The sequence below is a fragment of the Pseudomonas sp. ASL4 genome (assembly GCF_056680395.1).
In genome coordinates this window covers 484,113-506,922 of sequence record NZ_CM155280.1, presented here as the reverse complement: position 1 = coordinate 506,922, position 22,810 = coordinate 484,113, and the positions used below count along the sequence as shown (strand labels likewise).

The window sequence follows — 22,810 nt, the reverse complement described above, 5'->3', positions numbered from 1 at the left end:
CCTTTCAGATAAGAGTGGCCGGATGTTTCTTTAACCTATAATTCCAACCCGTTTGTAGGGACATGGATGGCCGAATGACTGCAACATATCGCGATGCCTTGCGTGCAGCGCTGCTTTATCTGGTGATTTCAGTAGTCTGGCTCCAGTTCAGTGGTTATTTATTGAACAGTTTCTTCGATAGCTCCACCGAGCTGTTGCGATGGCAACTGATCAACGGTTATGCCTGGGTGCTGCTCAGCGCCGGATTAATCTTTCTCGCCCGGGCCAAACTGTTCCGCTGCCTGGGGATCGGCGCCAAATTACGCGAGCGCAATGAAGACCGGGAACGTCTGCGCCAAGCAGCAGCCGTATTCGATTGCACCCGCGAAGGGGTGTTGGTGACCGACCGCAACGGGCTGATCGTGCATGTGAACCGCGCGTTCATGGAGATCACCGGTTATCTGCGTGAGGAGGTCATGGGCCAACGGCCGAGTCTGTTCAAGTCCGGTCGCCACCCGCCGGCCTTCTATCAGGCGATGTTCGCCATGCTCGGTAGCAGCGGCGAGTGGAGCGGGGAGATCTGGAATCGGCGCAAGAGCGGCGAAATCTACCCGCAATGGCAGACCATCCGCCTCATTCATGACGACCTGGGCCGTGTCAGTCATTACGTGGCGGTGTTTTCCGACATCAGCGCGATCAAGAACTCCGAACACGAACTGACACACCTGGCTCACCACGACCCGTTGACCGATCTGCCCAATCGCCTGCTGTTCACCGATCGTGTCGAACAGGCACTGACTTCGGCGCAACTGCACAAGCGTGGTTGCGCATTGCTGATGATCGATCTGGATCATTTCAAGATGATCAACGACAGCCTCGGGCACAACATCGGCGACCAACTGCTCAAGGCCGTGGCCGTACGTTTCAAAGGCCTGTTCGTACCGGGCATCACCCTGGCGCGGCTGGGCGGCGACGAATTCGCCGTACTTGCGGAAAATTGTCCGCAACTGGTGCAAGCGGCGGCGCTGGCGCAACGGATCATCGATGGCATCAAGGAGTCGTTCGAGATCGATGGGCATCAGTTGTTCATTAACGCCAGCATCGGCATCAGCCTGTTCCCCAGCGATGCCTTGAGTGCCGATCAACTGCTGCGCAATGCCGACTCGGCGCTGTTCAAGGCCAAGAGCGCCGGCCGTGATGGTTACGCGCTCTACACCGAAGAATTGACCGCACACGCCCAGCAGCGGGTCGAGATCGCCTTCGAACTGCGCCGCGCGCTGGAACAGCAGGAACTGCGGGTTTACTACCAGCCGGTCCATGACCTCAAAACCAGTCGCTTGATCGGCGTCGAGGCGCTGGTGCGCTGGGATCATCCGCAGCGCGGTTTGATATCGCCGGCCGAGTTCATCCCGGTCGCCGAACGTACCGGGCTGATTTCCGAGATTGATGCCTGGGTCATGCGCCAAGCCTGTCAGCAGATGTGCCAATGGCAGCAGGCAGGCGTGGTGCTGTCGTTTGTCGCGGTGAATGTGTCTTCGCGGTTGTTTGCGCGCCGCGAGTTGTATCAGCAAGTGGCGCAGGTGCTGCACGAAACCGGGCTGGATCCGGCGTATCTGGAACTGGAAGTCACCGAAAGTGCGGTGATGGACGATCCGGAAGTGGCGCTGGAGCAGATGCACCGCTTGCGTGAGTTGGGTGTTCGGCTGGCCATCGACGATTTTGGCACCGGTTATTCGTCGCTGCTGCGGCTCAAGCGTTTGCCGGTGCAGAAGCTCAAGATCGATCAGGGTTTTGTCGCCGGGTTGCCGTGGGACGAGGATGACGGCGCGATTGTGCGGGTGATCATCGCGTTGGCCAACAGCATGGGGATGCAGGTGCATGCCGAAGGGATCGAGCAAGTGGAGCAAGCGGCATTCCTGCTCGAGCACGCTTGCGAACTGGGGCAGGGCTACTGGTTTGGCAGGCCGGTGCCAGCGGGGCAACTGGATTGGGCTCGGGCGCCGATTATTTGCTGAGTTCGTGATGCGCTTTTGTGGCGAGGGAGCTTGCTCCCGTTCGAGTGCGAAACGCTCGCCAACTATTAGAGGGATTTGCTCATCGGTAGCGGTGACGCTTTTGGGACTGCTACGCAGTCCAGCGGGAGCAAGCTCCCTCGCCACAGGGGTCTGAGTGATTTCAAAAACTCAAAATCCCCCGCAAGCCCTTGTCCCACCAAATAATACTTTTTGGTTATATAAACATTCTTAAATAGTCTTTTTAAGAATATCCGCGCCTATCTACTATTGCCCTCACGCCGCAAGCAGTGCCGCCACTGCCAGGCAACCTCTCAGTCGAAGGAGCAGCACCATGAGCGCATCCCTACGTAGCGTTGACGGCCAGGACGAAGCAACCATTTTGCGTGAGATCCAGAGCGCCCTGCGCGATCTGCGATTCGGCGCAGTAGAAATCACCGTGCACAACGCCCAGGTGGTCCAGATCGAACGCAAAGAGAAATTCCGCTTGCAGAACCCGGTCAATAAACCGAGCTGAAGCGAAAGATCAAAAGATCACAGCCTTCGGCAGTTCCTACGGGGGATTGATGTAGGAGCTGCCGAAGGCTGCGATCTTTGACACCGGCAACCGCGATTCAAGCAACTCATAAGAAAAGCCAACACAACCAGAATTCCAGGAGCTTTCACCATGTCGTCGATTCGTCATTTTGCTTTGGCCGCGCTGGCCAGTGCCTTTTTTGCAGGCTCCGCGGTTGCCAAGGATTACGAACTGCTCAACGTGTCTTACGACCCGACGCGCGAGCTGTATCAGGACTACAACGCCGAATTCATTAACTTCTGGAAGAAAGACCACGCTGGCGACAACGTGAAAATCCAGCAGTCCCATGGTGGCTCGGGCAAACAGGGCCGTGCGGTCATCGACGGACTGCGCGCCGACGTGGTGACCCTGGCCCTGGCCGGTGACATCGACGAAATCGCCAAACTCGGCAAGACCCTGCCAGCCGACTGGCAGACGCGTCTGCCGGATGCGAGCACGCCTTACACCTCGACCATCGTGTTCCTGGTGCGCAAGGGCAACCCTAAAGGCATCAAGGACTGGGGCGACCTGGTCAAGAATGACGTGTCGGTCATCACCCCGAACCCGAAAACCTCCGGCGGCGCACGCTGGAACTTCCTCGCGGCCTGGGCCTACGGCCTGAAAGCCAACGGCGGTGACGAAGCCAAGGCCAAAGACTACATTCAAACCCTGTTCAAGCACGTGCCTGTGCTGGACACCGGTGCTCGCGGTTCGACCATTACCTTCGTCAACAACGGTCAGGGCGACGTGTTGCTGGCCTGGGAAAACGAGGCGTTCCTGGCGCTGAAAGAAGATGGTGGCGCCGACAAGTTCGAAATCGTCGTGCCTTCGCTGTCGATCCTCGCCGAGCCGCCAGTGGCCGTCGTCGACAAGAACGCCGAGAAAAAGGGCAACGAGCAAATCGCCGAAGCCTACCTCAAGCACTTGTACAGCCCGGCCGGTCAGGAAATCGCCGCGAAAAACTTCTACCGTCCACGTGACAAGGACGTAGCGGCCAAATACGCCAAGCAGTTCCCGAAACTGGACCTGGTGACCATCGACAAAGACTTCGGCGGCTGGAAAACTGCCCAACCGAAATTCTTCAATGACGGTGGCGTGTTCGACCAGATTTACCAGGCGCAGTAACCTGCAGCAGCCATAAAACGAGCCCCGATTTAACCGTCGGGGCTTTGCGCGTTCTCAACCAAGGACTTTTATGTCGCGTCGTATCTCCCCCGTCATACCCGGCTTCGGGCTGACGCTGGGCTACACCTTGGTGTACCTCAGCCTGATTGTGCTCATTCCACTGGCGGCCATGTTCATCCATGCCTCCCAACTCACCTGGGATCAGTTCTACGCCATCGTTACCGCGCCTCGCGTGCTGGCGGCGTTGAAGCTGAGCTTCGGCACTGCGCTGTATGCCGCGATCATCAACGGCATCATCGGCACGTTGCTGGCCTGGGTGCTGGTGCGCTACACCTTCCCGGGCCGCAAGATCATCGACGCGATGATCGACCTGCCGTTCGCCCTGCCCACCGCCGTGGCCGGTATCGCGCTGACTGCGCTGTACACGCCGACCGGTCTGGTCGGGCAGTTCGCCGCAGACATGGGTTTCAAGATCGCCTACACCCCGCTCGGTATCACCCTGGCACTGACCTTCGTGACGTTGCCGTTCGTGGTGCGCACGGTGCAGCCGGTACTAGCCGATATCCCTCGTGAAGTGGAAGAAGCCGCTGCCTGCCTCGGTGCCAAACCGTTGCAAGTGTTCCGCTACATCCTGGTGCCCGCGCTGTTGCCCGCCTGGCTGACTGGTTTCGCCCTGGCGTTTGCCCGTGGCGTCGGTGAGTACGGCTCGGTGATTTTCATCGCCGGCAACATGCCGATGAAAACCGAGATCCTGCCGCTGCTGATCATGGTCAAGCTCGACCAATACGATTACACCGGTGCTACTTCCATTGGCGTGCTGATGCTGGTGGTTTCCTTCGTCCTGTTGCTGCTGATCAACTTGTTGCAGCGGCGCATCGAAACCCCATAAGGAGGCGCGAACATGTCCCAATCGTCTATTGCGGCCGCCTCTTCGGCCAACGCCGCCCGCCGTGGCAGTGCTACGTCGCGGCGCATCCTGATCGGCCTGTGCTGGCTGGTCTTCACCCTGTTTTTGCTGTTGCCGCTGTTTATCGTCGTATCCCAGGGCTTGAAAAACGGCCTGGGTGCGTTCTTCACCGCGATCTTTGAACCGGACGCCTTGTCGGCGCTGAAACTCACGGTGATTGCCGTGCTAATTTCGGTGCCGCTGAACGTGGTGTTCGGCGTCAGCGCAGCGTGGTGCGTGAGTAAATACTCGTTCCGCGGCAAGAGCATGCTGGTGACGCTGATCGACCTGCCGTTCTCGGTATCGCCGGTGATCGCCGGTCTGGTCTACGTGCTGATGTTTGGCGCCCAGGGGCTGTTCGGTCCGTGGTTGCAGGACCACGACATCCAGATCGTCTTTGCCTTGCCGGGCATCGTGCTGGCGACGATTTTCGTCACCGTGCCGTTCGTCGCCCGGGAGCTGATCCCGCTGATGCAGGAACAAGGCACCCAGGAAGAAGAGGCCGCGCGCCTGCTGGGCGCTAATGGCTGGCAGATGTTCTGGCACGTGACCGTTCCCAATATCAAATGGGGCCTGATCTACGGCGTGGTGTTGTGTACCGCGCGGGCGATGGGTGAGTTCGGTGCGGTGTCGGTGGTTTCCGGGCACATTCGCGGGGTGACCAACACCTTGCCGCTGCACGTCGAGATCCTCTACAACGAATACAACCACGTGGCCGCGTTCGCTGTGGCGAGCCTGTTGCTGATCATGGCGCTCTTCATCCTGCTGCTGAAGCAGTGGAGCGAAAACCGTATTAACCGCCTGCGCGCCAGCGCCGCGGAGGAATAAGTCATGTCGATCGAAGTGCGTAACGTCAGCAAGAATTTCAACGCGTTCAAGGCGCTGGACAACATCAGCCTGGACATCCAGAGCGGCGAACTCGTGGCGCTGCTCGGCCCGTCGGGTTGCGGCAAGACCACGCTGCTGCGGATCATCGCCGGCCTGGAAACCCCGGACCAGGGCAGCATCGTGTTCCACGGTGAAGACGTTTCCGGCCACGACGTGCGTGATCGCAACGTCGGGTTCGTGTTCCAGCACTACGCCTTGTTCCGCCACATGACGGTGTTCGACAACGTCGCGTTCGGCCTGCGCATGAAGCCGAAAAACCAGCGCCCGAGCGAAAGCCAGATCGCGGTGAAAGTCCACGAACTGCTGAACATGGTGCAACTGGATTGGTTGTCGGATCGCTACCCGGAGCAATTGTCCGGCGGCCAGCGTCAGCGTATTGCCCTGGCCCGCGCGTTGGCGGTGGAGCCGAAGGTTTTGCTGCTCGATGAACCCTTCGGCGCACTGGATGCCAAGGTTCGTAAAGAACTGCGTCGCTGGTTGGCGCGGCTGCACGAAGACATCAACCTGACTTCCGTGTTCGTGACCCACGACCAGGAAGAGGCGATGGAAGTCGCGGATCGCATCGTGGTGATGAACAAAGGTGTGATCGAGCAGATCGGTTCACCGGGCGACGTCTACGAAAACCCGGCCAGCGATTTCGTTTATCACTTCCTCGGTGACTCCAACCGTTTGCACTTGGGTGACGACAATCACGTGCTGTTCCGCCCGCACGAAGTGTCGCTGTCGCGGCATGAGCTGGAGGATCACCACGCGGCTGAAGTGCGTGATATCCGGCCATTGGGCGCCACCACTCGGGTGACGTTGAAGGTTGAAGGGCAGAGCGAACTGATCGAGGCTGAAGTGGTGAAGGATCACGACAGCCTGGTCGGGTTGGCCAAGGGTGAGACGTTGTTCTTCAAACCCAAGGTCTGGCAGAAAGTCGCCAACATCTAAAATCAAAAGCTTCGCGAGCAAGCCCGCTCCCACATTGGATCTATGGCGTACATAAATCCCCTGTGGGAGCGGGCTTGCTCGGGTAGAAACCGGAGACATCCTTTACGTTTTAAACCGGAGACATCCTTTACAGGTGTGAAATACGGTCAGGAGGTACCTGACCATGCCCTGGAATCAAGAGTCTCCAATGGATCAACGAATCAAACTCATAGGCGACTGGCTGCAAGGCAGCCATTCCAAAAGCGAGCTGGCCCATCACTACGGGCTCAGCCGACCCACTTTGGACAAATGGCTTGCACGCTACGAGGCACATGGCATTGATGGGCTAAAGGAGCTGTCACGGCGCCCGCATACGAGCCCTTTCAAAATCAGCGACGAGGTGCTTGAGTTGCTAATCGCGTACAAGCGCGAGCATCACAGCTGGGGACCTGAAAAACTGGTGCATAACCTTAAAATCGATCATCCAGAGTTGTCTTGGCCAACGGTCAGCACGGCAGGCGAGTGGCTTAAGCGAGCAGGCCTGGTGCAAAAACGGCGCTTCCTCAATCGCCCACCAGCAGGAAAAAATCCGCTGCGCGACGCCACTTCGCCTAATCAGACATGGGCAGCGGATTTTAAAGGTGACTTCGCGCTTCAGAACGGCCAACGTTGTTACCCACTGACAATTACTGATCACGTCAGTCGATTTCTATTGCTGTGCAGAGCGCAAAGCAGTGTTGCCGGCGCCCGCGAGGGTTTTGACTGGGCGTTTCGGGAGTACGGCTTGCCTGACGTGATCCGCACGGATAACGGCTCCCCCTTTGCCTCCACCGGCATTTCACGCATCTCCAGTCTGGCGGCGTGGTGGATACGTTTAGGGATCTACCCAGAACGAATTCAGCCGGGGCGACCTGACCAGAATGGCCGTCATGAACGCATGCATCGAACGCTCAAGGCTGCATTGCTTCATGCACCTGAACGTAACCTGGTGGAACAACAGTTGGCATTCGAACAGTTTCGACAAGAGTTCAATTACGTACGGCCTCACAAGGCTTTAGAGATGAAAGTTCCTGCGGACCTCTATGAGCCGTCAAAACGGCAGTACGACGGACGCGTGCCTGAGGCCGATTACGCTTCGGACATGACGATCCGCATGGTCAGGCAGAATGGGTCGATGAAATGGAAAGGCAAGATGATTTTCGTCAGTGAATCCTTGGCAGGTGAGGCGCTAGGACTCAAGGAAGTAGACGATGATGTTTGGGATATTTACCTCTGCAACTACCTTTTAGGCAGGCTGAAAAGCGGCGAAAGCCGCCTTTCAAGCCAACAGAAACGTAAAGGATGTCCCCGGTTTCAATCGTAAAGGATGTGTCCGTTTCTACATCGCGAATACGATCTACGCAGCAGCACGCTTCGGATTGATTCTCACACCCCCAACCCGCGCCTCAATCTGCTCCTTGAGGTCCTGCCGCAACCCCAACAAAAACGCCAGTTCCGCCACCACAAACAACGGCCCGACAATCAACCCCGTCACATCATCGACAAACGCCGGCTTACGCCCCTCATAGTGATGACCGACAAACTGAATCGCCCAGCCAATCACAAACATCCCCACGCCACTGCTCAGCCAGAGCATCGTGCTTTGCTGCGCCAACGCATGCCCCAGCCAAACCGACAGGCCCAGCAACACCGTCATCAGCACCCCGAGGCGCAGCTCCAGGCGCAAGTAAAACCACGCAGACGCCAACGCCAGCAGCACCGCCGGCGAAACCCAGCCTCCAGCCCATTGCGGCCGCGACAGTAAAACCGCGACGGCCACCACAATCAGCGGAATGCCGATAAAGTGGCTGGCGATATTGCGGGGGTCACGGTGGTAGGCGGCGTATTGACTGAGATGGTCAACGAGGCTTTTCATTGTTATTCCTCCTGTAGGGTGACTGATCATGCCCCGGGTTCGGCGCTCGCTCTGTCAGCCAGGCGACAATCTCTAGGAGTCTTCATGGATATGCAGGTCTGGCGTCCACGCCTGATGAGTGGGCAGTGGTTCAGTCATTTACCCGTTCCCTTTCAGGATAGTCTGCTGGCGGCAGCCCGGGTTCGGCGGTTGACGGCGGGGCAGCGGCTGTTCAAGCGTGGCGATCCGCCGTGCGGTCTGTACGCGGTACTCGAAGGCTCGATACGCATCGGTGCGGTGAGCGAGCAGGGCAAGGAGGCGCTGCTGAGCCTGGTCGAGCCACCGCACTGGTTCGGCGAAATCTGTCTGTTCGATGGCCAGCCCCGGACCCACGACGCCTATGGCGTGGGTCAATGCATCCTGCTGCACATCCCGCAAACGGCATTGCTGAAGTTGCTCGATGAACAACCGCTGTACTGGCGGCAATTGGCGTTGCTGATGAGCCACAAACTGCGCCTGACCTTCATCTACCTCGAACAACTGAGCCTGCTGCCGGCCCCGGCCCGCCTTGCCCACCGCTTGCTGATGATTGCCGAGGGCTATGGCGAAGTCGATCCGCCGCGACGGGTACTGCAACTGCCCCAGGAGCAACTGGCGTCGATGTTGTCGCTGTCGCGCCAGACCACCAACCAGTTGCTCAAGGAATTGCAGGGCCAGGGGATTATCGGCCTGGGCTATGGCGAGATCGAGATTCTGGACGCCGAGCGGTTGCGGGCGCTGGCCACGATTTAGCTGAAAACATTGACCCCCCCTGTGGGAGCGGGCTTGCTCGCGAAGGCGTCCTGTCAGCCAACATCAATGCCGATTGACACTCCGCATTCGCGAGCAAGCCCACTCCCACAGGGGGGATATGTTGAAGTTAGTGATGGGCAACCGGCCCGAACACGCCTAGCCTGTACCCCTGAATAATCGAGGTGTGCCATGCGTGTCCTGTTAGTGGAAGACGAACCTGAAACCGCCAAACTCCTGGCCAACGGCCTGAATGAGGCGAGCTATTCAGTCGATGTGGCGCTAAACGGCATGGACGGTCGGCGCTTTATCGAGTCCGGCGAGTACGAACTGATCATCCTCGACGTCATGCTGCCGGGCCTCAACGGTTGGCAGTTGCAGCAGCAGATCCGCAAACTTGGCGAAACCCCGGTGCTGTTCCTCACCACCAAGGATGGCATCGAAGATCGACTGCGCGGTTTGGAGTTGCATGAGGATGACTACCTGCTCAAACCGTTCACCGTGAGCGAACTGGTGGCGCGGGTGCGTAAGTTGTTGCGGCGTGATCGGGGGCGGTGATTACTGAAAGTCAGGCCAAAATTGGCCAACTCTTCGTTTCGAAATGCACTAAATACAATGCATTTCCATGATTTGTATAAATTTGCATCGTATGCGATGCAAGTCGGCCAAGTGGAAACTGTGGTGAGTTGAAGATCGCCTTCGTGAGCACGCCCGCTCCCACAGTGGTTCTGCGTTGTTAGTGGATTTTGTGTTCACTGAAGATCAAATGTGGGAGCGGGCTTGCTCGCGAAGGGGCCAGTCAATTCACCACACCTTCTGGATCCGTTACCGCAACCCATCCCGAAACTGCCCCGGCGTCATCCCCGTCCAGCGTTTGAACGCGCGGCTGAAGCTGCTCGTATCGGCAAACCCCAGCAAATAGCTGACCTCACTCAACGAACACTGCGGATCACGCAGATGCAGCAGCGCCAGGTTTTCGCGGCTTTCGTTGAGCAACGTGTCGAATCGACAACCCTCATCCGCCAAGTGCCGTTGCAGGCTGCGCAAGCTCAGGTGCAGGGCCTGGGCGATGCGTTCGGCGCTGGGTTCGCCTTCTGGAAGTTGTTCTTCAATGGCGTCGCGCACCTTGCGCTCCCAGGTCAGCGGTTTGAGCTGTGCCAGGGTGCGTTTGAGCACGGTTTCGTTGTGTTCGGCCAGTTCCGGGTTCGCGTCGTCCAGGTGGCTGTCGAAATCCACCAGCGAGAATTCCAGTCGGTCTTCATCGGCGCTGAAGTACACCGGGGAGCGAAAGACTTTGTGCCACTGATGCGGGTCCGCCGGTTCCGGGCGGCGCAGGTACACCGCCATTGGCGCGTACTCGCGGCCCAGGCGATTGCGGCAGGTGCGCACGTAGATCGCCGCGAAGGCGTCGATGGCTTCGAAGGCCGGGGCCAGACTACCGAGGGGGACTTTCAGGCGGAAACGGTAGCGATCCTCGCCGCGAGTCAGCTCCAGTTCCAACGCATCGCTGACCACTTGGTGATAACGCACGATGCGCTCGAACACTTCCCGCAGACTGCCGCTGGCCACCAGCGCATAACCCAACGCGTGGAATGTGGTCGGGCTGACAAAGCGCGACACCCGCAAGCCGATCGCCGGGTCGCCGCTGGCCTGCACGGCGATTTCCCACAGGCGCGTGGTGCTGGACAACGGATAACGGGCGTTCGGGTCGTCCATCAACTGCGGGTCAAGCCCCGCCTGTTGGCACAGGGCGGTGCTGTCGAGGCCCAACGCATCGAGTTGCTTGCGCAGGGCGCGGGTCCAGCTGGCGAGGGAGGTCGGTTCACTCATGGTGATTGGCGCTTCCGGTCAACAGGTTGGCGTTCACGGCTACCATCTTGTGAGGCGTCACAAGGCAGGATGTGAGCATCAATAACCAGAGGATGGAAGCATGGACCGTACTTCTGCAAGTCCCCAGCGACTGAATGCAGCCCAGCGATCAGCACATATTCGCGAAGTGGTGCTGGCCAAGGGCGTCGAACTGCGCAAACGCTACCCGATTCTTAACCATCAGGACGCTTTGGGCGCAGGCATTCTGGCCTTTGCGCTGGTCGGGATGATCGGTTCGGCGGCGCTCTACATCACCGGGCACATGGCCTGGTGGGCGTGCCTGTTGCTCAATGCGTTTTTTGCGTCGTTGACCCACGAACTGGAACACGACCTGATTCACAGCATGTACTTCCGCAAGCAACGCCTGCCGCACAACCTGATGATGGGCCTGGTCTGGCTGGCGCGGCCAAGCACGATCAACCCGTGGATCCGCCGTCATCTGCACCTCAATCACCACAAGGTTTCCGGCACGGAAAGCGACATGGAAGAGCGGGCGATCACCAATGGCGAGCCTTGGGGCATTGCCCGGCTGTTGATGGTCGGCGATAACGTGATGTCGGCGTTTATTCGCATGCTGCGGGCCAAGACCTGGGCGCACAAATTCAGCATCATCAAGCGCACCTTGAAGGTCTATGCGCCTTTGGCGCTGGTGCATTGGGGCGCGTGGTATGTGTTTCTCGGCTTTCATGCGGCCAATGGCATTGCGCATTTGCTCGGTGCACCGATTGAGTGGTCGGCGACCACGCTGTCCGTGATGCAAGTGATCGATATTGCGGCAGTGGTGATCATCGGGCCGAACGTGTTGCGCACTTTTTGCCTGCACTTTGTCAGTTCGAACATGCATTACTACGGTGATGTGGAGCTGGGGAATGTGATTCAACAGACTCAGGTGCTGAACCCTTGGTGGATGTGGCCGTTGCAAGTGTTCTGCTTCAACTTCGGCAGCAGCCACGGGATTCATCACTTTGTGGTGAAGGAACCGTTTTACATCCGCCAGATGACCGTGCCGGTGGCGCATAAGGTAATGCGCGAGATGGGGGTTCGGTTTAATGATTTCGGGACGTTTGTGCGGGCGAACCGGTTTGTTCGCAAGGACGAGGTGGTGAGCGCCACGACACAAACCGCCCAGGCCTGACTCATACCTGTGGCGAGGGGGCTTGCCCCCGTTGGGCTGCGAAGCGGCCCCAAAACCAGACGACCGAGGTTTAACAGATAGAGGTCGGTCGTCTGGTTTACGACTGCTTCGCAGCCGAACGGGGGCAAGCCCCCTCGCCACAGTGTTAGTGTTCAATCCGGCTGAAATGGCGACTCGCTCAATATCACCCCGGTCTCATCCACATAAGTCTGCCAATGTTCGATCAATGCGCTGAGCTTCTCTGGCTGACTAACCGCCAAATCATGAATCTCCCCCGGATCACTTCCCAGATCATAAAGCTGCCAGGTCGCCGGCCCCACCGGCCCCGGAATGTAAACCGCCTTCCACTGCCCCTGCCGAATCGCCCGCCGCCCGAACAATTCCCACCCGGTCACGGTGTGCTCGTCATGCACCTGCGCCGTCTCGCCGGATAGAAACCCCAGCCACGATTTCCCGCGCAACTGCGCCACTGGCTTGCCGCGCCACTGCTTGCCGGGATGGCGCACACCGGCGAGGTCGAGAATGGTCGGCGTGACGTCCATCACCGTGCCAAACCCGTGGCTGACCTGGCCCTTGAGCGACAGCTGCGGGTAATGCACCAGCGCCGGCACCCGAATCCCGCCTTCAGTGGTGAACGCCTTGAACAACCGTGACGGCGCGGTCGCGACCTGAGCCCAGCTCGGCCCGTACCAGACGTAGGAATTGGCGCGGCCGATGTTGTCCAGGCTGTTGTCGTATTGCTGGTTCAGATAAGTCAGCAGCTCCGGGCCGAATTTCGGGAAGGCTTCCAGCAGCGCGCCTTCGGCACCGTTGTCGGACATGAACAAGATGAACGTGTTGTCCAGTTGCCCCTGATTGCGCAGGTAGTCGACGACACGGCCGATGTTCCAGTCCATGCGCTCGACCATCGCCGCGTAAACCTCCATGGCTCGCGCGGAAACCTGCCGTTGTTCGTCGCTCAAGGCGTCCCATTGCGCGTTGAGCTGGATCAGCGGATGCGGTTCGACATCGGCGTCGATCAACCCCAGGGATTTTAGTTTTTCCAGACGCTCAAGGCGCAACACCTCGGGGCCTGCGTCATAGCGTCCACGGTATTTCTCGACCACGTCGGCCGGAGCCTGCAACGGCCAGTGCGGTGCCGAAAACGGCAGGTAGGCAAAGAACGGCCGGGTCTGATCGCGCTCCTTCAGATACTGCAAAAGCTTGTCGCCAAAGGCGTCGGAGGAATAGAAATCCTTCGGCAACTCATCGATGAATTGATCGTCCTCGATATACAGCGCCGGTGTGGATTTCAGCAGCCCCGGCGTTTGCTCATCGTAGGTGGGTTCGAAACCGTAATGGTTGGCAGCGCCGGGCAGCAGCGAGAACGAACGCTCGAAACCCCGCGCATGCGGCGCCAGTTCAGCGGTCAGCCCCAAGTGCCATTTGCCGCTCATCAGCGTCTGGTAACCGGCCTCGCGCAGCAACTCAGGCAACGCGACTACGCGGTCATTGAGGTGACCTTCGTAACCCGGTTTGCCGATCAGTTCGGGGGTCAGCGCTTCGGCCATGGTGCCGATGCCGGCGATGTGGTGGTCGGTACCGGTGAGCAGCATCGAACGGGTCGGCGAGCAGGTCGGCGCGGTGTGGAAGTCGGTCAGGCGCAGGCCGTTGTTGGCCAACGCATCGAGGTTCGGCGTGGCGATTTCGCCGCCGAACGCGCCGATATCGGAAAAACCCAGGTCATCCGCCAGGATCACCAGAAAGTTGGGACGTTGCGGCATCAAAAATCTCCTGTTCAGCAGGCAATAAAGGACAGCGGCAGATCGCGGATTTGTACCGGCACGACCGGTTGGTAATGGTCATCGCTGGTGAGTTCGTGCAGCAGTTCTTCGCGCAATTGGTGGAAGTCGAAACTGCTGCGCTGACGCGGATGGGGCAGGGCGATGTCGACCACTTGCTTGATCCGTCCGGGACGCGGTTCCATCACCACCACGCGGTCCGCGAGGAAGATCGCTTCTTCCACATCGTGGGTGACTAGAATCGTGGTGATTTTTGCCCGTGCCCGGATCGCCAGCAGCTCGTCCTGCATCTGCTGACGGGTCAGTGCATCGAGGGCGCCGAAGGGTTCGTCCAGCAGCAGAATCCGGGGGCTGGCGACCAGGCCGCGCGCAATCGCCACCCGTTGCGCCATGCCACCGGAGAGCTGGTGCGGATAGGCGCGAGTGAAGTCGCTGAGGCCGACCAACTCGATGAAGTCGTCCACGCGTTTTTGCTTTTGTTCGGCGCTCAGCGGTTCGTTGACCAGGCCCAGGCCGATGTTGTCGGCCACCGTCAGCCATGGGAACAAACGGTGTTCCTGAAAGACAATTCCGCGTTCGCTGCCGATGCCAGTGACCGCTTTGCCGTCCACGGTAATCTGCCCGCGAAACTGCGTATCAAGCCCCACCAGCAGTCGCAACAAAGTTGATTTACCACAGCCGCTGGAGCCGACAATGGCGACGAATTCACCCTCGGCGATTTCCAGGTTGAATTCACGTATGGCCTCGAGTTCGAAGCCGTCGACGTCGAAGGATTTGCCGACGTGGTTGAAGCTGACAATCGGTGCGTTCATGCGTGTCTCCAGCGGGTAGCGCGGATTTCCAGGCGTTGGCCAATGAGGTTGAGCAGGGCACCGGTCAGGCCCACCAGCAGCATGCCGGCCATGATCAGGTCCATGCGCAGCAGTTGCTGGGCACCGATCATCTGGCTGCCGATGCCGCCATTGGACGGCATGAAATATTCGGCGCCGATGGTGCCGAGCCAGGCGTAGATCAGGCTCAGGCGCAGGCCGGCGAAGATCCCCGGGGCCGCGCCCGGCAAGACCAGGCGGCGCAGGCGTTGGCCGAGATTCAGACGCAGCACTTGAGCGGCTTCATTCAGTTGCGGCGAGAGGTTGGCGACGCTGCGTTGGGTGGCAATAAACAGCGGAAAAAATGCAGCGAGTGCGACGAATACCCACTTGGCCAATTCCCCCAGGCCGAACCATGCGGTGAGCAGCGGCACCCAGGCGAAAATCGCGATTTGGCGGATGGCAGCGAGGGTCGGACCGAGGATGCGTTCACTGGTGTGCGACAGCCCCAGCAGCAAGCCCAGCAAAAATCCGAGTCCACCGCCCAGCAGCAAACCGCCGAGGGTGCGGCCCAGGCTCAGGGCCATGCCGCTGATCAATGTGCCGTCTCGCAGGCCGTGCCAAGTGGTTTCCAAAACCGCGAACGGGCTGACCAGGATATTCGCGTCGATCCACTGCTGATCCGTGGTCACTTGCCACAACGTCAGCAACGCCAAGGGCAGCAGCCAGGGTTGCAGGTGTTGCGAGCCTTGATACTTCGGCCCACGGCGGATTTCGGCGGTGGCCGGGTGCGGCCAGTGCACCCATTTTTTATCCAGCAGACCGATGCCGCGATCCATCGCCACGCCGATCAAACCGATGACCACGATCACCACGAAGACGATGTCGAGCATGAACAACTGGCGCGCCCAGACCATCAGGTAACCGATGCCTTCGCTGGACGCCAGCAGTTCCACCGCCAGTAACGAGGTCCAACCGGCGGCCAGCGCCAGTCGCACACCGGCCATGAAGGCGGGCAGCGCGGCGGGCAGCACCAGGCGACGGATCAACAGTCGCGGCGGCAGACGCAGCACGGCGGCGGCCTCGCGCAATTTGGGTTGTGCGTCGCGCACACCGACCAAGGTGTGCAGGGTCACCGGCACCACAATCGCCTTCACCAGCACCACCAGTTTCAACACTTCACCGATGCCGAAAAACACCATGAACAGCGGAATCCAGGCCAGGGTCGGGACTTGCGCCAAACCGGCGAACGTCGGGAACACCAGGCGCTCCAGACGCCGACTGAAACCCAGCGCCGCGCCCAAGGCTGCGCCAGCGCTGATCCCGGCGAGCAAGCCCCAGAACAGGCGTTGCAGGCTGATCCACAGATGACTCCACAACTCGCCTTGGGACAGTTCGACGGCGCTGTTCCAGACCAGAGAGGGCGCCGGCAGGATCTGCTCGCTCATCCAGTGATTGCGGCTGGCCAGCCACCATAGGGCGAACAGGCTGATCGGTAACATCCAGGGCAGGAGACGCTGGCTCAGGCTTGGCCAAAGGCGCCGGCCATTGAGCGGTGGGGCGGCCAGCGGCAGGCTGAGAAGGGAAACACGGGCCATGAATGACCTCCGTTTTTGACCTTGTAGGAGCGGGGCTTGCCCGCGAAGGCTATCTGTCAGTCACCCTCTTGTTGGATGTGACGGCCTCTTCGCGGGCAAGCCTCGCTCCAACAGGTTTAAGGTGTATGCGAATTTGATCTATAAAAATTAAAATCAATGCTATTGAGAGATAAGCGAGACCATTTAAGGCCTCCAGCCCACACGCATCCAATGCATTCGAAGAATATTTTCGATGCTGTTTATGCATACCCGCCCGAGAGCCCCGCTTTGACTGACATAGACCCAAAAGCTATAAAAATGTGAATTTATAGTATTTAAGCGTAGGGACTGATTCAGCCTACGTTCTGCTCCTCAACGCCGTCGCCACCAGGAGCCGCACCCATGAATCGTCCCTTCAAACGTGTCATCAGTCTGTTTGCCATACCGGCCCTGGCGGGGTTGCTGGCGTTCACCGCCCACGCCGACGAACTCAAGGAAATTCGGATCGCCGTGCCCGACCTCAGCGCCGGCACCCAGCACAGTGGCGGCGGCATAACGGATGTATTGCGCGACCAGCAGATTTTTGAGAAAGCCTTCGCCGATCAGGGGATCAAAATTCAGTGGAGTTTCTTCAAAGGCGCCGGGCCGGTGATCAACGAAGCGTTCGCCAACGGTCAGGTAGACCTGGCTTACCTGGGAGATCTCGCGGCAATCATCGGTAAGTCCAATGGTCTGGACACCCGCCTGCTCAGCGCCTCTGCGCGCGGGGTGAAACAGTACCTGGGCGTGGTGCCCGGTTCGGGGATCAAAACCCTGCAAGACCTCAAAGGCAAACGCGTGGCGATCTTTCGGGGCACCGCTACTCAGTTGTCTTTTGATGCGGCGCTGGCCAGCCAGGGTTTGAGCGAGAAGGATCTGAAGGTCATTAATCTGGACTTTAGCGGCGCCGTTGCCGCGCTGGCGGCCAAGCAGATTGATGCGTCGTGGGGCAGTTCTGGATTGACGGCGTTGCAAGCCAAGGGGTTGGCCGAGTTGCCGTTGAACACCAAGGATCTGGGTGGGGCGGGCAGTGTTCAGGCGGTGTTGGTGGGCACCGGGAAATTTGTCGACGAGCATCCGGAGGCGGTCGCGAAACTGTTGAAGGCGCAGCAGCAAGCGGTGGAGTGGCTGACGCAGGACAGCAACAAGGATGCGTACATTCAGTTGGTGTCGGGGCTGGCGAGTTATCCGCCAGTGATTCTTCAGCAGGATTTGAAGGATCAGAAGTTGAGCGACGTGTTCCCCTCGACGCTGGATCCGGTGTTCCTGGGGAAATTGCAGGATGCAGTGGATTTGGCTTCGCAGCAGAAGCTGATTCGCAAGCCGTTCAAAGTGACGGATTGGGTAGCGCCGGAGTTGGCTGCAGCGAAGCTCTGAATTTTTAGCGATCTCACTGGCCTCATCGCGAGCAAGCTCGCTCCCACAGTGGATCTCTGCCGGACACAAAATTTGTGTATACCGCAAATCTACTGTGGGAGCGAGCTTGCTCGCGATGGGGTCATCAAACCGCGACGCTAATCTCTTGTTTATCCACCGCCACCAACGTCTCAATCATCGCCCGCGCCGCCGGCGACAACCGAAACCCGGTGCGACTGACAATCCCGCACCGCGCATTCATGCTCTCGATGTTCTGCGGCAAATTGCGCCAGTGCAGCAACACCAGCGTGCCCTGGGCGATGTCCTCGTTAAACGCTTCTTCCGTGCCAATGCCAATCGCGTTCGATTGCAGCACGATTTTCACCAACGCCGGGAAGTGTTCGGTCTCGATGGTCGGTGAAAAATCCATCCGCCCGCTGAGGTTTGCCAGCAGTTTGCGAATGCCCGGCGGGATCAACGTGGTCGCCAACGGGTAGTCGAACATGTCGTTGGTCGACAGGCTGTCCTTGACCAGCAGTGGATGCCCCGGCCGGCAGAAGAACACCCCGCGCTTGGGCGTCAGGGCCTGGGTCTGGAAGTTCGGATCGGCTTCGAAATGGCGGATGTCGGCGATGAAGAACTCGATCTCTTCACGGCTCAGGGCGCGGCTGAGTTTTTCCCAATTATCCACCTGAAAACAGGTGCGTACTTTCGGGTGCGCATTGATGAATTGCGCCACCGCATCCGGCACCAGTTTCACCGCTGGCGCCGGGCCGCAACCGAAGCGCAGTTCACCGGCGTCGAGCTTGGTCATCTGCGTCACTTCGGCATTGAGCAGCGCCGCGCCTTGGACCAGGGTCAAGGCATGTTGCAGCACCACCTGGCCCTCGGGTGTCGGGCGCAAATCCTTGTTGCCACGGTCCACCAACACACAGCCGAACTCTTGCTCCAGCCCCTGAATACTGCGGCTGAACGCCGGTTGAGTGATGCCCATGGCGTCGGCCGCGCGGACAAAACTGCGGTGTTCGTTGAGGGCGATGAAGTAGCGCAACTGGCGAAGATCCATATGCTTTTCCGGCATCCTAAAAATAGCTCGAAGGCATTTGCGACGAGGGTTGCTAGAGGTTTTAAATGCAAGCTCTTATTCCGTCAACGAAGCATGTGGATATCTATTAGATCTAAATTGAATATAGATAGAGCATTGTTTCGCTGCCGCTCAACCGTCAGCAGTCCGATCGAGGGTCTACCCATGAGCAATGCCGCTTTAGCTGTAAAATCCGCTGTTCACGCGCTTGAAATCCATCCGGTGGCCGGCCGGATCGGCGCCGAGATTCGTGGCGTGAAACTCTCCGGCGAGCTGGACGCCAGCACCGTCGAAGCGATCCAGCAGGCGCTGGTCCAATACAAAGTCGTGTTCTTCCGCGAGCAGACGCAGCTCGACGATCAAAGCCAGGAAGCCTTCGCTCACTTGCTCGGCGAGCCAGTGGCGCACCCGACCGTACCGGTACGCGACGGCACCCGTTACCTGCTGGAACTGGACGGCGCTGAAGGCCAGCGCGCCAACTCCTGGCACACCGACGTGACTTTCGTTGACGCGTACCCGAAAGCCTCGATCCTGCGCTCGGTGGTGGCCCCGGCGTTCGGTGGTGATACCTTCTGGGCCAACACCGCGACGGCCTACAACGAGCTGGCGCCGGAGCTGCGTGAACTGGCAGACAAGCTCACCGCCGTACACAGCAACGAATATGACTACGCCGGCGCCAAACCGGACGTGTCGGCGGAAAAGCTGGAGCGCTACCGCAAGATCTTCACTTCCACCGTTTACGAGACCGAGCACCCGGTGGTCCGTGTGCACCCGATCAGCGGCGAAAAGAGCTTGCTGCTGGGGCATTTCGTCAAGCGTATCAAGGGTTATTCCCAGGCGGATTCGGTGCATTTGTTTGGTTTGTTGCAGAGCCATGTCACCCGTTTGGAAAACACCGTGCGCTGGCGCTGGAAGGCTGGCGACGTGGCGATCTGGGACAACCGCTCCACCCAGCATTACGCGGTGGATGACTATGGGACTCAGGATCGGATCGTTCGCCGGGTGACGTTGAAGGGCGAGGTACCGGTGGGCGTGGCGGGGCAGCGGAGTCAGACCATCAAAGGCGCGTAAAACACGGTCCCCTGTGGGAGCGGGCTTGCTCGCGAAAGCGGTGTATCAGTCAACATTTTTATCGACTGACACTCCGTCTTCGCGAGCAAGCCCGCTCCCACATTTGATTGGGTTACCACACGCCGATCTGGACCAATTTCTCGGTTTCCGGCTCACCATAACGAAACCGCTGCCCGCGCAAATCAATCTCTTGATGACTGATGGTCGTACGCCGCTTCAACCCGCGCACCCACTCAAACAAATACCCCGCATGCTCTTCACGAACCGCCGCAAACGCCGGATTCGCGCCCAAATCTCGCAACTCCTGCGGATCATTCAGCAGATCAAACAACTGCGGCCGAAACCCGTCGTACGCCAGGTATTTCCAGCGCTCGCTGCGCACCATGGTCATGCGGCAACGGTCGATCGGCTGCGCAAGCCGCTCCCGCGCCGGGGCCTGGAACGCGTAGTCATATTCGCTGATCGCATAGCGGCGCCAATTGGTTTTCACGCCGTGCAGCAGCGCAATCAATGAGCGTCCTTCAAGCCGGTGTTCAGCACTCGGCAAACCCAGCGCGTCAATAAACGTCGGCAACGCATCAATGGTTTCCACCAGCCGATCATCCACCGATCCTCGAGTGATATCCGCCGCCACACGCGGGTCGCGAACGATCAACGGAATCCCCACCGCAGGCTCCAGCAAAAACTCTTTCTCCCCCAAATAATGGTCGCCCAGGAAGTCACCGTGATCGCTGGTGAACACAATTAGCGTGTCATCCCATCGACCGTTGCTCTGGAGAAAATCAAACAAGCGCCCGAGCTGATCATCGACCTGTTTGATCAACCCCATGTAGGTCGGCACCACGTTCAACCGCACCTCATCACGGGAAAAATTCAGGCTTTCTTCATGCTGCCGAAACGCGTTGTACACCGGGTGATCACTCTCCTCGCCGAACGCTGCGCGCACCGGTTCAATCACCTGATCGGCGCCATACAACGCGTGATACGGCGCCGGGGCGATGTAGGGCCAGTGCGGCTTGATGTACGACAGGTGCAGGCACCACGGCTGCTCACCTTGCTCAGCGATGAAGTCGATGGCGCGGTCGGTGGTGTAGACGGTTTCCGAATGCTGCTCGGGGACGCGGGCCGGCAGATGAGCGTTGCGCATTTTCCAGCCGCTGAGGATTTCATCCTGCGGGCCTTCGGCGGCGTTGGCCCAGTCGTGCCAGGGGTTTCGACCTTCAAAGCCGTTCTCGCGCAGGTAATGGGTGTAAGGCGCGGATTCGCGTTTGTCATCGAACAACGGGTCGTCCGGGAAGATGCCGTCGTGGCGAAAATAGGCTTCGAAACCGACCTCGTTCAACGCGTCCGCCTGATCGCTGTCAGGGTCGATGGCCAACCGTTGCAACGCATCCAGATTGGGCGTGGCGTGGGTCTTGCCCACCAGCGCGGTGCGAATGCCATGCGGGCGCAGATAGTCGCCGATGGTCAGCTCTTCCAGAGGTAAGGGCACCGCGTTCCACGCCACTTGATGGCTGCTGACATAGCGTCCGGTGTAGGCCGACATCCGCGACGGTCCGCAGATCGTGCCTTGGGTGTAGGCACGGCTGAAACGCACGCCGGCAGCGGCCAGGCGATCGATGTTCGGGGTGTGCAAATGCGGGTGGCCGTAGCACGACAGGTAATCGCGGCGCAGTTGATCGCACATGATGTACAGCACGTTGCGCACGGGTTTTTGGGTGTTGGGCATGGGGTTCACCGATCAGAAGACAGGCGAGGGTTTTCGCTGGTGGGGTGGGGTTGAGGCAAGTGCATTTGGGGAATGGGTTTTATGCAGTGGGTGCATCGTTAGCCGGGCGGACGCCATCGCGAGCAAGCTCGCTCCCACAGGGAACTGGTGGTTGCCACAGAGAGTGGGCATTGCAGGATCTACTGTGGGAGCGAGCTTGCTCGCGATAGCGGTAGGTCAGACAGCCAGATTTTCAAGAGAACACACCTCTTCATCCAGCTCATCAATCTCCTTGATCTGCGCAATCATCGCCTCGGCCAACGGCGACAACCGATACCCCGCCCGGCTGACAATCCCGTACCGCGTATACAACTCCTCCAGATCATCCGCCAAACCCTCAATCTTCAAACACACCAATTCACCCTTGGCGAGGTGCAGCGCATCTGAGTAAGCACCGACAATCCCGATCGCATCCGAACGCATCACCACACTCAGCAGGCTGTAGCTGTTTTCACATTCCACGTTCGGCGTGAAATCCGGCCGCCCACTCAAGTCGACGATGACTTTGCGCAGGTTCGGCGGGCGAATGCTGACGGCCATCGGATAACTCATCAACTCCGCCGCACTGACACTCTTACGCCCCGCTAACGGGTGTCCGGCGCGGCAGCAGAAATGCCATTTGCGCGGGCGCAGGCGTTGGGTCAGGTAGTCCGGGTCTGCCTCGAAATGGCGGGTGTCGGCGACGAAGAATTCGAACTCCTCACTCAGTAGCCGCTTGCTCAGGCTTTGCCAATCGTCGACCTGAAACTGCACCCGCGCTTTCGGATAGCGCCCGATGAAGCTACCGATCGCCCGCGGGATCAACCCGGCCGCCGGTGCCGGGCCGCAACCGAAGCGTAATTCGCCGGCCTCCAGGCCATTGAACTGGCTGATCTCGTTGGCCATCTGCTGCGCGCCGCTGACCAGCCGCCGCGCGTGTTCGAGCAACACCTGACCTTGTTTGGTCGGCGCCAAGTCCTTGCGTCCGCGATCCACCAACTGACAACCGACACTGTGTTCCAGCGCCTGAATGCTGCGGCTGAACGCCGATTGCGAGAGGTTCACCGCCAGCGCACCCGCGACGAAGCTGCGCTGGTCGGCGAGGGCGATGAAGTGACGAAGTTGGCGCAAATCGATATGCATTTTTCACATAAAAAATATCGGGCGAATGCATTGGATATGCATCAGGTGGACTCCTTATAAAGGCAATCTCTTATGCAGTAAATCTTTCTAAAAACATA

The 22,810-nt window shown here is 59.2% G+C and carries 20 protein-coding genes; 12 read left to right on the top strand and 8 right to left on the bottom strand.

Annotation, left to right across the window (positions count from 1 at the left end):
• Positions 1-74 precede the first annotated feature (74 nt).
• The 7 genes from dibA (at position 75) to AC1MEW_RS02225 (ending at position 7,781) form a co-directional block, all read left to right on the top strand.
• Complete coding sequence (gene dibA, locus AC1MEW_RS02255) at positions 75-1,994, top strand: phosphodiesterase DibA (RefSeq protein ID WP_322270171.1); 1,920 nt, start codon at positions 75-77, stop codon at positions 1,992-1,994.
• A gap of 331 nt (positions 1,995-2,325) precedes the next feature.
• A complete protein-coding gene (oscA, locus tag AC1MEW_RS02250) occupies positions 2,326-2,508 on the top strand; it encodes a sulfur starvation response protein OscA (RefSeq protein ID WP_123498265.1) in 183 nt (60 codons plus the stop codon).
• A 150-nt stretch (positions 2,509-2,658) separates the two neighbouring features.
• Positions 2,659-3,672 carry a sulfate ABC transporter substrate-binding protein gene (locus AC1MEW_RS02245; RefSeq protein WP_480425309.1) on the top strand — a complete coding sequence of 338 codons (1,014 nt, stop codon included), beginning with the start codon at positions 2,659-2,661 and terminating at the stop codon, positions 3,670-3,672.
• Positions 3,673-3,742: 70 nt separating this feature from the next.
• Positions 3,743-4,561: a sulfate ABC transporter permease subunit CysT gene (cysT, locus tag AC1MEW_RS02240; protein WP_463259051.1), complete on the top strand. Its 819-nt coding sequence runs from the start codon at positions 3,743-3,745 to the stop codon at positions 4,559-4,561.
• 12 nt (positions 4,562-4,573) lie between these two features.
• Positions 4,574-5,446, top strand: coding sequence for a sulfate ABC transporter permease subunit CysW (cysW, locus tag AC1MEW_RS02235; protein ID WP_054050211.1), 873 nt, complete (start codon positions 4,574-4,576; stop codon positions 5,444-5,446).
• Between the two features lie 3 nt (positions 5,447-5,449).
• Positions 5,450-6,439, top strand: a complete 990-nt coding sequence (locus tag AC1MEW_RS02230; RefSeq protein WP_480425307.1) for a sulfate/molybdate ABC transporter ATP-binding protein — start codon at positions 5,450-5,452, stop codon at positions 6,437-6,439.
• Positions 6,440-6,602: 163 nt separating this feature from the next.
• Positions 6,603-7,781 carry an integrase core domain-containing protein gene (locus AC1MEW_RS02225; protein WP_480424703.1) on the top strand — a complete coding sequence of 393 codons (1,179 nt, stop codon included), beginning with the start codon at positions 6,603-6,605 and terminating at the stop codon, positions 7,779-7,781.
• 33 nt (positions 7,782-7,814) lie between these two features.
• On the opposite strand, the gene AC1MEW_RS02220 is transcribed toward AC1MEW_RS02225, so the two are convergent.
• Complete coding sequence (locus AC1MEW_RS02220; protein WP_201255344.1) at positions 7,815-8,333, bottom strand: Mpo1 family 2-hydroxy fatty acid dioxygenase; 519 nt, start codon at positions 8,331-8,333, stop codon at positions 7,815-7,817.
• A gap of 84 nt (positions 8,334-8,417) precedes the next feature.
• Between AC1MEW_RS02220 and AC1MEW_RS02215 the strand changes: the two genes are divergently transcribed.
• Positions 8,418-9,104, top strand: a complete 687-nt coding sequence (locus AC1MEW_RS02215; protein WP_201199581.1) for a Crp/Fnr family transcriptional regulator — start codon at positions 8,418-8,420, stop codon at positions 9,102-9,104.
• Positions 9,105-9,293: 189 nt separating this feature from the next.
• Complete coding sequence (locus AC1MEW_RS02210) at positions 9,294-9,659, top strand: response regulator (RefSeq protein ID WP_201255345.1); 366 nt, start codon at positions 9,294-9,296, stop codon at positions 9,657-9,659.
• Positions 9,660-9,926: 267 nt separating this feature from the next.
• Here AC1MEW_RS02210 and AC1MEW_RS02205 read toward each other — a convergent pair whose 3' ends face one another.
• Positions 9,927-10,931 (bottom strand): AraC family transcriptional regulator, encoded by a 1,005-nt coding sequence (locus AC1MEW_RS02205; RefSeq protein WP_201199605.1) that lies wholly within the window; start codon positions 10,929-10,931, stop codon positions 9,927-9,929.
• A 100-nt stretch (positions 10,932-11,031) separates the two neighbouring features.
• Here AC1MEW_RS02205 and AC1MEW_RS02200 point away from each other — a divergent pair, with 100 nt between their 5' ends.
• A complete protein-coding gene (locus AC1MEW_RS02200; protein ID WP_480425305.1) occupies positions 11,032-12,105 on the top strand; it encodes a fatty acid desaturase in 1,074 nt (357 codons plus the stop codon).
• A gap of 152 nt (positions 12,106-12,257) precedes the next feature.
• Here AC1MEW_RS02200 and AC1MEW_RS02195 read toward each other — a convergent pair whose 3' ends face one another.
• Genes AC1MEW_RS02195 through AC1MEW_RS02185 form a run of 3 tightly spaced genes read right to left on the bottom strand, consistent with a single transcriptional unit; the run spans position 12,258 to position 16,293 of the window.
• Complete coding sequence (locus AC1MEW_RS02195) at positions 12,258-13,868, bottom strand: arylsulfatase (protein WP_480425303.1); 1,611 nt, start codon at positions 13,866-13,868, stop codon at positions 12,258-12,260.
• Between the two features lie 14 nt (positions 13,869-13,882).
• Positions 13,883-14,698 (bottom strand): ABC transporter ATP-binding protein, encoded by an 816-nt coding sequence (locus AC1MEW_RS02190; RefSeq protein WP_480425302.1) that lies wholly within the window; start codon positions 14,696-14,698, stop codon positions 13,883-13,885.
• A complete protein-coding gene (locus AC1MEW_RS02185) occupies positions 14,695-16,293 on the bottom strand; it encodes an ABC transporter permease (RefSeq protein ID WP_323570139.1) in 1,599 nt (532 codons plus the stop codon). The genes AC1MEW_RS02190 and AC1MEW_RS02185 overlap by 4 nt, the downstream gene beginning before the upstream one ends.
• Positions 16,294-16,674: 381 nt before the next feature.
• Here AC1MEW_RS02185 and AC1MEW_RS02180 point away from each other — a divergent pair, with 381 nt between their 5' ends.
• Positions 16,675-17,688 carry an ABC transporter substrate-binding protein gene (locus AC1MEW_RS02180; protein ID WP_201199615.1) on the top strand — a complete coding sequence of 338 codons (1,014 nt, stop codon included), beginning with the start codon at positions 16,675-16,677 and terminating at the stop codon, positions 17,686-17,688.
• A gap of 124 nt (positions 17,689-17,812) precedes the next feature.
• Here AC1MEW_RS02180 and AC1MEW_RS02175 read toward each other — a convergent pair whose 3' ends face one another.
• Complete coding sequence (locus tag AC1MEW_RS02175; RefSeq protein ID WP_201199618.1) at positions 17,813-18,733, bottom strand: LysR family transcriptional regulator; 921 nt, start codon at positions 18,731-18,733, stop codon at positions 17,813-17,815.
• 183 nt (positions 18,734-18,916) lie between these two features.
• On the opposite strand from AC1MEW_RS02175, the gene AC1MEW_RS02170 reads away from it, so the two are divergent.
• Positions 18,917-19,822, top strand: a complete 906-nt coding sequence (locus tag AC1MEW_RS02170; protein ID WP_480425301.1) for a TauD/TfdA dioxygenase family protein — start codon at positions 18,917-18,919, stop codon at positions 19,820-19,822.
• A 112-nt stretch (positions 19,823-19,934) separates the two neighbouring features.
• On the opposite strand, the gene AC1MEW_RS02165 is transcribed toward AC1MEW_RS02170, so the two are convergent.
• Positions 19,935-21,551: an alkaline phosphatase family protein gene (locus tag AC1MEW_RS02165; RefSeq protein WP_480425300.1), complete on the bottom strand. Its 1,617-nt coding sequence runs from the start codon at positions 21,549-21,551 to the stop codon at positions 19,935-19,937.
• Between the two features lie 216 nt (positions 21,552-21,767).
• Positions 21,768-22,712: a LysR family transcriptional regulator gene (locus tag AC1MEW_RS02160; protein WP_480425299.1), complete on the bottom strand. Its 945-nt coding sequence runs from the start codon at positions 22,710-22,712 to the stop codon at positions 21,768-21,770.
• Between the last annotated feature and the right edge of the window lie 98 nt (positions 22,713-22,810).

Coding starts and splice junctions, on each gene's coding strand:
- AC1MEW_RS02170 (WP_480425301.1), top strand. CDS start 18,917: ATGAGCAATGCCGCTTTAGCTGTAAAATCCGCTGTTCACGCGCTTGAA.
- AC1MEW_RS02225 (WP_480424703.1), top strand. CDS start 6,603: ATGCCCTGGAATCAAGAGTCTCCAATGGATCAACGAATCAAACTCATA.
- cysW (WP_054050211.1), top strand. CDS start 4,574: ATGTCCCAATCGTCTATTGCGGCCGCCTCTTCGGCCAACGCCGCCCGC.
- AC1MEW_RS02160 (WP_480425299.1), bottom strand. CDS start 22,712: ATGCATATCGATTTGCGCCAACTTCGTCACTTCATCGCCCTCGCCGAC.
- AC1MEW_RS02195 (WP_480425303.1), bottom strand. CDS start 13,868: ATGCCGCAACGTCCCAACTTTCTGGTGATCCTGGCGGATGACCTGGGT.
- AC1MEW_RS02220 (WP_201255344.1), bottom strand. CDS start 8,333: ATGAAAAGCCTCGTTGACCATCTCAGTCAATACGCCGCCTACCACCGT.
- AC1MEW_RS02210 (WP_201255345.1), top strand. CDS start 9,294: ATGCGTGTCCTGTTAGTGGAAGACGAACCTGAAACCGCCAAACTCCTG.
- AC1MEW_RS02190 (WP_480425302.1), bottom strand. CDS start 14,698: ATGAACGCACCGATTGTCAGCTTCAACCACGTCGGCAAATCCTTCGAC.
- AC1MEW_RS02165 (WP_480425300.1), bottom strand. CDS start 21,551: ATGCCCAACACCCAAAAACCCGTGCGCAACGTGCTGTACATCATGTGC.
- AC1MEW_RS02180 (WP_201199615.1), top strand. CDS start 16,675: ATGAATCGTCCCTTCAAACGTGTCATCAGTCTGTTTGCCATACCGGCC.
- cysT (WP_463259051.1), top strand. CDS start 3,743: ATGTCGCGTCGTATCTCCCCCGTCATACCCGGCTTCGGGCTGACGCTG.
- AC1MEW_RS02205 (WP_201199605.1), bottom strand. CDS start 10,931: ATGAGTGAACCGACCTCCCTCGCCAGCTGGACCCGCGCCCTGCGCAAG.
- oscA (WP_123498265.1), top strand. CDS start 2,326: ATGAGCGCATCCCTACGTAGCGTTGACGGCCAGGACGAAGCAACCATT.
- AC1MEW_RS02200 (WP_480425305.1), top strand. CDS start 11,032: ATGGACCGTACTTCTGCAAGTCCCCAGCGACTGAATGCAGCCCAGCGA.
- AC1MEW_RS02175 (WP_201199618.1), bottom strand. CDS start 18,733: ATGGATCTTCGCCAGTTGCGCTACTTCATCGCCCTCAACGAACACCGC.
- dibA (WP_322270171.1), top strand. CDS start 75: ATGACTGCAACATATCGCGATGCCTTGCGTGCAGCGCTGCTTTATCTG.
- AC1MEW_RS02215 (WP_201199581.1), top strand. CDS start 8,418: ATGGATATGCAGGTCTGGCGTCCACGCCTGATGAGTGGGCAGTGGTTC.
- AC1MEW_RS02245 (WP_480425309.1), top strand. CDS start 2,659: ATGTCGTCGATTCGTCATTTTGCTTTGGCCGCGCTGGCCAGTGCCTTT.
- AC1MEW_RS02185 (WP_323570139.1), bottom strand. CDS start 16,293: ATGGCCCGTGTTTCCCTTCTCAGCCTGCCGCTGGCCGCCCCACCGCTC.
- AC1MEW_RS02230 (WP_480425307.1), top strand. CDS start 5,450: ATGTCGATCGAAGTGCGTAACGTCAGCAAGAATTTCAACGCGTTCAAG.